9 protein-coding genes are annotated in these 11,292 nt (G+C 62.7%); 4 read left to right on the forward strand and 5 right to left on the reverse strand.

Going from position 1 to position 11,292, the window contains the following annotated elements; genetic code table 11:
* The first annotated feature begins 50 nt into the window (after positions 1–50).
* From hrpB to ACR1XU_RS17000, 3 genes are all read left to right on the forward strand, one after another.
* Positions 51–2,498, forward strand: coding sequence for an ATP-dependent helicase HrpB (hrpB, locus tag ACR1XU_RS16990; RefSeq protein ID WP_480907500.1), 2,448 nt, complete (start codon positions 51–53; stop codon positions 2,496–2,498).
* Between the two features lie 177 nt (positions 2,499–2,675).
* Entirely contained in the window at positions 2,676–3,134 is a 459-nt protein-coding gene (locus ACR1XU_RS16995; protein ID WP_170614720.1) for an NUDIX hydrolase, read from the forward strand.
* Between the two features lie 90 nt (positions 3,135–3,224).
* Positions 3,225–4,703, forward strand: a complete 1,479-nt coding sequence (locus ACR1XU_RS17000; RefSeq protein ID WP_170614721.1) for an inorganic phosphate transporter — start codon at positions 3,225–3,227, stop codon at positions 4,701–4,703.
* A gap of 6 nt (positions 4,704–4,709) precedes the next feature.
* Here the strand turns inward: ACR1XU_RS17000 and ACR1XU_RS17005 are convergent, their stop codons facing one another.
* A complete protein-coding gene (locus ACR1XU_RS17005) occupies positions 4,710–5,684 on the reverse strand; it encodes a 2-dehydropantoate 2-reductase (protein WP_170680873.1) in 975 nt (324 codons plus the stop codon).
* A gap of 151 nt (positions 5,685–5,835) precedes the next feature.
* Between ACR1XU_RS17005 and ACR1XU_RS17010 the strand changes: the two genes are divergently transcribed.
* Positions 5,836–6,555 carry a response regulator gene (locus ACR1XU_RS17010; protein WP_170614723.1) on the forward strand — a complete coding sequence of 240 codons (720 nt, stop codon included), beginning with the start codon at positions 5,836–5,838 and terminating at the stop codon, positions 6,553–6,555.
* Between the two features lie 346 nt (positions 6,556–6,901).
* Here the strand turns inward: ACR1XU_RS17010 and aspS are convergent, their stop codons facing one another.
* From aspS to ACR1XU_RS17030, 4 genes are all read right to left on the reverse strand, one after another.
* Complete coding sequence (aspS, locus tag ACR1XU_RS17015; RefSeq protein WP_480907502.1) at positions 6,902–8,677, reverse strand: aspartate--tRNA ligase; 1,776 nt, start codon at positions 8,675–8,677, stop codon at positions 6,902–6,904.
* Positions 8,678–8,756: 79 nt separating this feature from the next.
* The gene (locus ACR1XU_RS17020) at positions 8,757–9,428 is read right to left on the reverse strand and encodes a CPBP family intramembrane glutamic endopeptidase (protein WP_480907504.1); all 672 of its coding nucleotides are present in this window, start codon (positions 9,426–9,428) and stop codon (positions 8,757–8,759) included.
* The gene (locus tag ACR1XU_RS17025) at positions 9,425–10,072 is read right to left on the reverse strand and encodes an aminotransferase class IV family protein (protein ID WP_170680879.1); all 648 of its coding nucleotides are present in this window, start codon (positions 10,070–10,072) and stop codon (positions 9,425–9,427) included. Before ACR1XU_RS17025 ends, ACR1XU_RS17020 begins: the two co-directional genes overlap by 4 nt.
* Positions 10,027–11,154 carry an aminodeoxychorismate synthase component I gene (locus ACR1XU_RS17030; protein WP_480907506.1) on the reverse strand — a complete coding sequence of 376 codons (1,128 nt, stop codon included), beginning with the start codon at positions 11,152–11,154 and terminating at the stop codon, positions 10,027–10,029. Before ACR1XU_RS17030 ends, ACR1XU_RS17025 begins: the two co-directional genes overlap by 46 nt.
* Between the last annotated feature and the right edge of the window lie 138 nt (positions 11,155–11,292).

The raw sequence follows: 11,292 nt of genomic DNA on the forward strand, positions 1-11,292 counted from the left end.
TTCGGCGCACGCGTTCTGGACCTTGGCGGTGCCATTGGGGATAAGGCGGCATGACCCGACTGCCGATAGATGATGCCCTGCCCGATCTGATCTCAGCGCTGAAGGCGCGGGGCCGTGCCGTGTTGCAGGCCCCGCCCGGCGCGGGCAAAACCACCCGGGTGCCACTGGCGATGCTCGACGCCGGTCTGTGCGATGGCAGGATCGTGATGCTGGAACCCCGGCGTCTGGCTGCGCGGGCGGCGGCCGAGCGCATGGCCGAAACCCTGGGAGAGCGCGCAGGCCAGACCGTGGGCTATCGGGTGCGCGGCGATGCCAAAGTCTCGAAAACGACCCGGATCGAGGTTGTGACCGAAGGTATTCTGACCCGGATGCTGCAGTCCGAACCCGACCTGCCGGGTATTGGCGCGGTGATTTTCGATGAATTCCACGAACGGTCCCTGAATGCTGATCTGGGTCTGGCCCTGTGTCTTGAGGTCACGGCTGCGCTGCGGGACGACGTGATCCTGCTGGCGATGTCGGCGACACTGGATGCAGAACCGGTGGGGCAGCTGATGGATGCCCCCCTGGTGACGTCAGAAGGGCGCAGCTACCCGGTTGAAACACGCTGGCTGGACCGGCCTTTGAGCGCGCAGGCACGACGGCTGGATGCGCTGGTCGATCTGGTCGTGCGGGCTGAGCGTGAAAGCCGCCCGGCAGGCGGCGGGATGCTGGTGTTTCTGCCGGGCGAAGGTGAAATCCGGCGCGCCGAGTCGGCCTTGTCGGGGCGGTTGCCCGGCGACTGCGTGGTACGGCCCTTGTTCGGGACAATGCCCTTTGCCGCCCAGCGCGCCGCAATTGCGCCAGTTGATCAGGGGCGCAAGGTGGTGCTGGCAACATCAATTGCCGAAACCTCTCTGACCATCCCCGACATACGGGTGGTGGTCGACATGGGACAGGCGCGACGGGCGCGGTTCGATGCCGGATCGGGCATGTCCCGGCTGGTGACCGAACGGGTCACGCGGGCCGAGGCCACGCAACGTGCGGGCCGAGCCGGTCGTGTCGCCGAAGGCCTGTGCTATCGGCTGTGGTCGAAAGGCGAGGATGGCGCCATGGCCGCCTACCCACCCGCCGAAATCGAGGCGGCAGATCTGACCGGGCTGGCGCTGGAGCTTGCATTGTGGGGGGCCGAACCGGGCGATCTGGCATTTCTGACGCCACCACCCGAGGGGGCCATGTCCGAAGCGCGGGCACTGTTGGCGATGCTGGGTGCGCTGGATGCCCGTGGGCGGATCACTGATCACGGGCGGGCGCTTGCGGCGCTGCCCCTGCACCCTCGTTTGGGGCACATGCTGGTGCACGCGGGTGCTGACGCCGCGCCGCTGGCGGCGTTGATGGCCGAACGGGATCCGTTGAAGGGCGCGCCAGCCGATCTGTCCCTTCGACTTGAGGCATTACGAGACCCACGCGCTTTCCAGCGTAATCGGGTCTGGCCGGTGAACATGAGTGTTGTGGAGCGCATCAAGGGCGAAACCAGGCGGTTGCGGGCGCAGTCCGGCGGGGCTGGTGAATTGTCCCCTGCGACCATGGCGGCGCTGGCCTATCCCGACCGCGTCGGTCAGCGGCGCAAGGGGAACGTACCACGCTATGTCCTTTCAGGCGGCAAGGGTGTTGTGCTGGACAATGGCGACACGCTGGCCGCCGCACCCTATCTGGTGGTGATCGATACGGACGGAAACCCGCGTGAGGCCCGCGTGCGAATGGCGGTGCAGATCACCGAGCGGGACATCCGCGACCTGTTCATCGATCAGATCGCATGGATCGACAGTTGCGACTGGTCTAGGCGCGAACGCAGGGTCGTGGCCCGCCAGCAGGAAAGGTTCGGGGCGATCGCTCTGGACGACAGGATCTGGAAGGACGTGCCCGCAGAACAGGTGGCGCGCGCCATGTTGGACGGTGTACGCGATCTGGGGTTGCGTCTGGACGGGGCCGCCGCCCGGCTTGCTTCCCGGGTGGAACTGGTCCGGGCCGGAGGGGTGGACCTGCCGGACTTCTCGGTCGAAGGGCTGCTGGCGGATCTGGAAAGCTGGTTACTGCCGATGTTGGCGGGCGTGCGCAATGCCGAGGATTGGAAACGCTTCGATCTGTTGCCTGCCCTGCGGGCGCGACTGGACTGGACGCAGACGCAAGAGCTGGACCGCCGCGCACCAGGATCGTTCGAGACACCGCTGGGTCGGAAAATTCCGATCGACTATGGCGGGGCGGTGCCCGAAATCTCGGTCCGGTTGCAGGAAATGTTCGGAGTGACGCGCCACCCGGTCATCGGGGATGAGCCGTTGAAGATCACGCTGCTGTCACCGGCGCAGCGCCCGATCCAGATCACCCGCGATTTGCCGGGTTTCTGGGCGGGGTCCTATGCGGATGTGCGCAAGGATATGCGGGCGCAATATCCCAAACACCCCTGGCCGGAAGATCCGACTCAGGCCGACCCGACCCTTCGCGCCAACAGGCGCCACAAGTGAAGACAGCGCCCCGCGCGGGATTTCCAGCGAATTTTCGTGACCGCCACCGGGTGTGCGTGAGCACGTGGTAGAGTCGGAGCGGCAACACTTTCCGGAAATGAAAGCTCGTTGAAAACACTCCGTTAGGTTCCTAAATGATATCTGCCTAATGTAGGTTATGGAAACTGACGCGAACACATGAAAAACAAGCTACAAAAGCTCTGGAACGAGGTCGGAAAACCTCTGTTTCAGCGCCCGGAACGGGTGCAGTTTGCCGCGCTTTGCACACGCAGAACCGAAACCGGTGAGGATGTTCTGCTGATCACCAGCCGCGAAACCAAAAGGTGGGTCATTCCCAAGGGCTGGCCGATTGACGGCCTCGACGGGGCCGAGACCGCTTTGCAGGAAGCGTGGGAAGAGGCCGGCGTGCGGGCCACTTCTTTCGACAAAACGCCGATCGGGCATTTCACCTATGACAAGATCCTGAAGGACGGCACATCCCAGGCGGTCCGGACAAATGTCTACCGCATACCGGTGACGGAACTGTCGGATCAATACCCCGAGGCGCATGAACGTCAGCGGTGCTGGGTGTCGCCCAAAGTGGCCGCGGAACGTGTGAACGAGCCGGAATTGCGCGATTTGCTGCTGCATTTGTAACAGTAAAACGTAAAATTGATGACATGTCGGTTGCCCAACCTGCCGAAAACCGTTAGCGGCCTGCATCCAAATCCCTAACGGCCCAAACAGATGTCAGAATCGCAGACCAAATCCCGCTGGCGCGCACTGGACAGCGACCTTCACCGTATTTCACGGCTCGAGCATGCGAATGCGCATGTGGCGCGGCCGTTGCTGGCCCCGGGGATCGCGCTGGCCTTCATCGCGCTGGCCGGTTTGTCCGCAGCGGTACTGTTCGGTCAGGCCGATGGCAGTCTGATCGTGGTCGCGGCCGCAGGGTTCGGGGCCTATATGGCGATCAATATCGGCGCCAATGACGTGGCCAACAATATGGGCCCTGCGGTAGGTGCCAACGCTCTGACCATGGGCGGTGCGATCCTGATCGCCGCCGTGGCCGAAAGCGCCGGAGCTTTGTTGGCCGGCGGCGATGTGGTTTCGACCATCTCGAAAGGCATCATCGATCCGATGTCGGTGCAAAACAACAACGTCTTCATATGGGCGATGATGGCAGCGCTGATTTCATCGGCTATGTGGGTCAACCTGGCCACCTGGATCGGCGCGCCGGTGTCCACGACCCATTCGGTGGTCGGCGGCGTCATGGGCGCCGGAATTGCGGCGGCCGGGCTGAGCGCGGTGAGCTGGGGCACCATGGGGGCCATTGCCGCCAGCTGGGTCATTTCGCCGGTGCTGGGCGGCGCAATCGCCGCCTGTTTCCTTGCGCTGATCAAGGCCAAGATCCAGTATCAGGACGACAAGATTGCCGCTGCCCGCTTTTGGGTTCCGATCCTCGTCGCGGTCATGGCGGGGGCATTTGCCACCTATCTGTCCGTCAAGGGCCTGAAGCGGATCGTGAAGATTGATCTGGAATACGCCCTGCTGATCGGTCTGGCCGCAGCCCTGCTGGTCTGGGCGGTTACCGTGCCTTGGGTGCGACGAAAGTCCGAAGGTCTTGAAAACCGCACCCGGTCGCTGAAAACCCTGTTCGGGTTGCCTCTGGTGATTTCGGCCACGTTTCTGAGTTTTGCCCACGGTGCCAATGACGTCGCCAACGCGGTTGGCCCGCTTGCGGCGATTGTGCACGCGGCAGAGTTCGGCGATTTCTCGGCCAAGGTGTCCATTCCCACATGGGTGATGGTCATCGGAGCCTTCGGCATTTCGTTTGGCCTGTTCCTGTTCGGCCCCAAGCTGATCCGCATGGTCGGAAGCCAGATCACCAAACTGAACCCGATGCGCGCATTCTGCGTGGCCCTGTCGGCAGCCATTACGGTAATCTTCGCCAGTTGGCTGGGCCTGCCCGTCAGCTCGACCCACATCGCTGTGGGCGCGGTTTTCGGGGTTGGCTTCTACCGCGAGTGGCACTCGGACCGCCGACGGAAAGTTACCAACCGCCGGCGCTCGTCCGAGTTGCAACTGGCACCTGAAGAGTACCAACGCCGCAAGCTGGTACGCCGGTCACATTTCATGACCATTGTGGCGGCATGGGTCATTACAGTGCCTGCGGCAGCGGCAATGTCTGCGGTGATATTCTGGGTGCTGACGGCGTTTTCCTGAGCTGTCTCAAGCCCGGACCCGGTCCGGTGTCAAAGGCTCGGCAGGGGCCCTTTCGATCAGGGCCTGAACCTTTGTGCATAGTGGCGCCGAAGTGCCTGCTTCATTGGCGATGCGAACGATCTCGCCCTGCAAACTGTCGATTTCCGTCGGCCGGCCTGCCGCCAGGTCATAGGCCATGGATGTGCGTGCGCTGGGGTCAATGGTCAGCATCCGGGATGCAATCCGGGTAAAAAGCGGTGTTGGCAGACGCAAAACATATGGCGTCATCCACGCCGGAAGCGGCGTGGTCGACGCGACGGGATGACCGGCGGCTTTCAGCACGCGCAGTGCTTCACCCATCTGATCGGCCATCAAACGCCGCCACGCCCGGTTCATGAGCTGTTCGCGCAGGGTCAGGCCGGACAGGGCATTCAGGGCGTTGTTGAGGTTGATGACCAGTTTGCCCCATTGCACCGCCTGAATATCGTCACTTTCAGACACCGGCAAATCCGCGCTGCCCAGCGTCTGGCCCAATGCGCCTGATCCGCTTTCGATTATGATATCGCCGGAGGTTGCCCGGTGAAAACAGGCGGGTTCTGTCGGCACAACGTTGAATGGCACCATTCCGGCGCGCACATCGTGCCCCGGCAAGGCTGCGCGCAGGATGCGTGCGTTTTCCATACCATTTTGCCACGACACAATCGGTGCGCTTGTCGGTGTGAAGCGGGCTATATCCGCCGCCAGATCCGCCGTGGCGCCCGTTTTGACCGACACAATCACGATCCCGGCCCGGGACAGGCAGGCCGGGTCTTCGCTCAGGGTCAATCTGTCCGGCGCGATGTGACGATGCAGGCCCGAGAAATCGGTCACCGTCAGGCCCTGCCCCCGGATCGGGTCCAGAATTCGGGCGCGACCCAGCAAGGTGACCTGATGCCCCGCATCGGCCAGTAACGCGCCGCAATAGCACCCGATGCTGCCGGCTCCGGCAATGACGATGTTCATGACGGCCCTCCTGCCGTTGGCGGGTCAGAAGGTTTGGTAGCACGAGCCGACGGGAAACGGCCAGTGTTTGCGTCTGGCGTGCTGCGCAAAATTAACCCTGTGTTAGCCAGGAGATCCTAGCGTGAGGCATCTGCTGATCAGGAGGTCTGCCATGGACGATTCGAACCCTTTCGAGGCCACACGCCCTTTGCCCACCGCCACGCGCCCGCTTTTGGGGCAAACCATTCTGGTTGTCGAGGACAGCCGTTATGCCTGCGATGCGATCCGGCTGATGTGTCTGCACAGCGGCGCGCGGATCCGGCGGGCGGACTGTCTAACGTCTGCGCGGCGTCATCTGAAGATCTATCGCCCATCGGTCATTCTGGTGGACATGGGGCTGCCCGACGGGCCCGGGGCGGACCTGATTGCCGAACTTAACGAGGCCTCGCCCCGGATCGGCGTCATACTGGGTCTGTCCGGCGACGACTGTGCCGAGCAACTGGCAATGCAGGCCGGTGCAGACGGTTTTCTGAACAAGCCCCTGAACTCTCTGGCCTGTTTTCAGCGCACCATTCTCGAGTTGCTGCCCGAAGATCGCCGCCCCGGCGGACTGCATGCCATCCAGGATGAGGTCATACGCCCCGATCCGATGGCCTATCAGGACGACATGGCCCATATCGCCGACGTTCTGGCCGGGCCAAACGACCACCGGACGCTGGACTATGCCGCGCAATTCCTGACCGGCGTGGCCCGCGATGCGGAAGACACGGTGCTGGCAGACGCCGCGCAAAAGCTGGCCGCGTCTCGGGCTGCGGGTGCGCCTGTCACCGCGCGGGCGGCGCAGGTGGCCGGTATCGTTCAGTCCCGCTTACAACAGCGGGAGGCGATCTGACATGGTCACGGCGTATTTCATCACGGCCACGCTGCTGTTTCTATGGGCCTACCGGCAGACGCGCACGGCGGCGCGAAGTATTCGAAACAACCGGCAGCATCTGGAAAACCCGCTTGACTGATCCGCTGGCTGAGCGGCTGATCGTCGTCCGGTCAGACCCCTGCGTGAGTGGTGAGGCCAGGATGCCGAGGGGAAAGGCAATTCACGCCTTGCGCCAAATGAGGTGGGTTCGTGTGGATTAAGGGATTGCATCACCGGTCAGCGCGTATCGATGCGCGGGGCCTATGGCGCGATCCCGGAAACGGCCCGTCAGGGCAACCGCCCGCGCAAGGCGGGCGTTACCGGATCACTCCTGCGGAATGAGGCGCAAGCCCAGTTCCATAAGCTGATCCGAGGTCGGATCGGACGGGGCGTCCATCATCAGATCCTCGGCGCGTTGGTTCATCGGGAACATCATGACCTCGCGGATGTTGGCCTCATCGGCCAGCAGCATAACGATCCGGTCGATACCGGCAGCACAGCCACCGTGCGGCGGCGCGCCGTAATGGAAGGCATTGAACAGGGCACCGAAGCGGGATTTGACTTCGTCCTCACCATAACCGGCCAGTTCAAAGGCCTTCAGCATGATTTCGGGTTTGTGGTTCCGGATCGCGCCCGAAACCAGTTCATAGCCGTTGCAGGCCAGATCGTACTGATAGCCGCGCACGTCCAACGGATTGCCGTTCAGCGCCTCCATCCCGCCTTGGGGCATCGAGAACGGGTTGTGCTCAAAATCGATCGCACCGGTTTCCTCGTCCTGCTCGTAGATCGGGAAATCCACGATCCAGGCAAAGGCAAAACGGTCCTTCTCGGTCAGGTTCAGTTCTTCGCCGATCACGTCGCGCCCTTTGCCTGCAACCTTTTCAAAGGCTTTCGGCTTGCCGCCCAGGAAGAAAGCCGCATCGCCGACACCCAGACCCAACTGATGACGGATCGCCTCGGTCCGCTCGTGGCCGATGTTCTTGGCCAGCGGGCCGGCGGCCTCCATGCCTTCGCCCTGATCGCGCCAGAAGATGTAGCCCATACCGGGCAGACCTTCTTTCTGGGCAAAGGCGTTCATACGGTCACAGAACTTTCGGCTGCCACCAGTCGGCGCAGGGATGGCGCGGATTTCGGTGCCTTCCTGCTCGAGCAGCTTCGCGAATATCGCAAAGCCAGACCCACGGAAGTGGTCGGAGACCACTTGCATTTTGATAGGATTGCGCAGGTCGGGCTTGTCGGTGCCGTACCACAGGGCCGAGTCCTTGTAGGAAATCTGCGGCCAGTCCTGATCGACCTTGCGACCACCGCCGAATTCTTCGAACACGCCGGTCAGAACGGGTTGGATGGTATCGAACACGTCCTGCTGCTCGACAAACGACATCTCGAGGTCGAGCTGGTAGAAATCGGTAGGCGAGCGGTCGGCGCGAGGGTCTTCGTCGCGAAAGCACGGCGCGATCTGGAAATACTTGTCGAAGCCCGACACCATGATCAGCTGCTTGAACTGCTGCGGGGCCTGCGGCAGGGCGTAGAACTTGCCCGGATGCAGGCGCGAGGGCACCAGGAAGTCGCGCGCGCCTTCGGGTGACGAGGCGGTGATGATCGGCGTTTGATACTCGCGGAAGCCCTGATCCCACATACGTTTGCGCATCGAGGCGACAACGTCCGAGCGCAGGGTCATGTTCTGCTGCATCGCCTCGCGGCGCAGGTCCAGATAGCGATAGCGCAGGCGGGTTTCCTCGGGGTATTCCTGATCGCCAAAGACCATCAGCGGCAGTTCTTCGGCGGCGCCCAGCACTTCGAGTTCGCGGACATATACCTCGATCTCGCCGGTCGGCAATTTCGGGTTCACCAGTTCGGCATCACGCGCCTTGACAGTGCCGTCGATGCGGATGCACCACTCGGACCGCACCTTTTCCAGGGCAGCAAAGGCGGCGCTGTCGCCGTCGCACAGCACCTGGGTTACGCCGAAATGGTCGCGCAGATCGATGAACAGCACGCCGCCGTGATCTCGGACCCGATGCACCCAGCCGGACAGGCGGACGGTTTCACCGACATTGGCGGCGGTCAGAGCGGCGCAGGTGTGGCTGCGGTAGGCGTGCATGGATCATATCCCTTCGGGCGCAGAATTCGTCGCGCCGATACACCCCGTCGGGCTTGGAAAGTCAAGGCGGGTCGCGCCGTCAAAACGGCCTTTGCACGTTGCCCGAGTAGAAATAGACGCCCAGCCCGGCCGCGAATATGATATTGCCCGCAATCGCGTGCAGCAGCACCGCGTAGAAAAACGATCCGCGCTTGCGGTAGGCCCAGGTGAACAGCAGCCCGCCGCCGAAGGTCATGAGGGCGACAATCCAGCTCCAGTACATCAGGTGCGCCAGTGAAAACAGCGCTGCATTGAGTAGATAGGCCGCGCGGCCGTCCGGCAGGATCGCGTGATAGCGGCGGAAGAACAGGGGCCGGAAAAGCAGCTCCTGCGGCAGGGCCGAGGCCAGCGGATACCCGAGCCAGATGATGGCCAGAAACTCGGGCCGGTGGAGCAGCAGGTAGAACGCTGCGTCCTGCCGTGTCCACAACACCAGGATCGAGCAGAACAGGGCCATGGCGATGATGAACACCAACAGTTCGGCCCAGGACCAGTTGCGCCAGTTCCAGCGTAGTTCGGCCCATGAAAAGCCGGGCGTGTTGTGCAACAGAACGATCCCGATTGCCGTGAAGACGAACAGCATCGGAAACATCCAGTTCGGCGGGAAAAGGACGGCAATCAGGACAGGGACCGCAACGAAGAACAATCCGAACTCCAGCCAGAGCCGGACACGGGTAGTCGGCGGAAGGGCCCATTCGCCAAACGCGCTCAATGCTGCACCAGTTCAGCCGGGATCAAGCCGCGAAGGGAATTGCCGACCCAGAGGTTCCGGGCGTTGCGCAGATCGGCCAGGGTAAGGACCGCCTGAGTGGTTTTTCCTGTTTCCAGAAGCTGCTGCCGCAGAATGCCCGGCAGAAGACCGCAGGTCAGTGCCGGTGTCAGGTGTTGGCCCCGCGAGGTTTCGATAAACAGGTTCGTTATGGTGCCCTCGCACAGCTCGTCCAGTTCGTTGAGGAAAATCAGCTCATCCGTTCCGGCAGGCAACGAGGCCCGGGCGGTGTCATAGGTTTCGCGTTGCGTGGTCTTGTGCCGCAACCAGATATCCGACGAAGACAGCCGTGTTTCGGCCACGGCAATCCGCCAGACCGCAGGATTGTCGGCCAACACCCCGGTGGTCACCTCGAAACGGCCCGACACGTCCATCGTCAGACGACACCGCAGCGGGGTATCGCCCGTTATGGTCTGCAGCGCCGATTGTGCGTCGTCCGGGGAAAACGGCAGGTGCAGGGCGTTTGCTGTGCGCTGCATCCGGTTCAGATGAAGATCCAGCCGGATCATCCCCTGGCCCGGCCGGTAGGCCAGTGTTTCAATCAGGCGGAAGTCAGTCTCGGCTGGCGGGCAAAGCGGGCTTTCCATAGCGCTTCCTCATATTCGGACGGGGCGGTGCTGTCCCAGACGACACCGCCGCCGACATTCAGCGTGGCCGCGCCGTTTTCCACCATCAGGGTACGGATCGCCACGTTGAATTCCGACCGTCCGTCCGGCGCTGCCCAGCCGATTGTGCCGCAATAAATGTCGCGCGGCCAGAGTTCGAGGTCGGACAAAATCTCCATCGCGCGGATTTTGGGCGCGCCGGTGATCGAGCCACAGGGGAAAAGTGCCGTGAGGATATCGGACAATTCCGCGCCCATATGAAGTTGCGCCTGCACCAGCGAGACCATCTGATGCACGGTGGCGTAGGTTTCGACCTTGAACAGTTCGGGCACCCGGACCGACCCGGGCAGGGCGACGCGGCTGATATCGTTGCGCAGCAGATCGACGATCATCAGGTTCTCGGCGCGGTTCTTGTCGTCGGTCGACAGGAATGCGCGGCGGCGGGCATCTTCGGCCATGTCCTCGCTGCGCGGCTGGGTGCCCTTCATCGGGCGGGTTTCGATCCTGCGGTCGGCGTCGGTGCGGAAAAACAGCTCGGGCGAGCGGCTGAGCAGATCGGGCAGATCGTCTTGCTCGATCAACGCGCCGTGGCCTACAGGCTGGCCTGCAGCAAGGGCCGCGTATAGCGCGGCGCTGTCGCCTTCGACAGTCAGATCAATCGGAAAGGTCAGATTGGCCTGATAAATGTCCCCGGCCCCGATCGCGTCATGAACCTGTCGAAAGGCGCGGGTATACCGGGCCTCATCCCAGCGTGGCTGAAAACCGGTCACCCCGCCGGCGGCGGGGGGAAGATCACGTTGTGTGGGCGCGGCATAAACGCCAAAACACAGAAGCGGCAGGCGGCGATCTTCCGGCAGACGGTCGTTCAGGCGCGGCTCTAAAACATAGCCAAGCTCGTAGCTGGCGTAGCCTGCCAGCCATGCACCGTCAGTGCGCGCCGAATCCAGCGCCGCCATCGCCTGGGGCACGTCCTCCGCCTTGTCCGCGCGGATCACTCTGGCTGGCCGGTCGAAACTGGTTCCGGGTCCGGCTGGCCCCTGATCGAAACGAATTCGCACGTGCATCCTCAATTTACCGTGCTGCGCGGTATAGAGAATACGGCGGTAAGGGAAAGAGGGGAAAGCGGCAATTTCATCCCTGTTTCCGATCCCCCTTGAACCTTTTGGCGCGGTCCCTATAACGCAGGACAATTTGGGCACTCG

This window comes from Ruegeria sp. D1(2025), from assembly GCF_056536425.1.